A 253-nucleotide genomic window follows, 5' to 3' on the forward strand; every position below is an offset into this window, starting at 1 on the left:
GTGAACGGCGAGAGACCCGGTGGGACGCCCAAGCACTTCTGTGTCCCTGCATATCCGACGTCGATCCCCCAGTCGTCTGCGCGCAGTTCCAGTCCGCCGATGGACGTCACTGCATCGGTGATCAGCAGGGCGTCGCCCTTGCCTGCGCCAAGGGCGGCTATGTCCGAGAGCACGCCGACGGAAGTATCGGCATGGACGGCGGCTATGACCTTCGGATTCGGATGCGCCGAAAGTACTCGTTCGGCGTCCACGG

1 protein-coding gene is annotated in these 253 nt (G+C 64.4%); it reads right to left on the reverse strand.

Annotation, left to right across the window (positions count from 1 at the left end):
- Window positions 1–253, reverse strand: a 253-nt coding sequence (locus SB679_RS25425; RefSeq protein WP_410705128.1) for an aminotransferase class V-fold PLP-dependent enzyme, incomplete at both ends; no start/stop codon positions are given.

It is taken from the genome of Chryseobacterium sp. SIMBA_029 (assembly GCF_046535275.1).
Classification (GTDB): domain Bacteria; phylum Bacteroidota; class Bacteroidia; order Flavobacteriales; family Weeksellaceae; genus Chryseobacterium.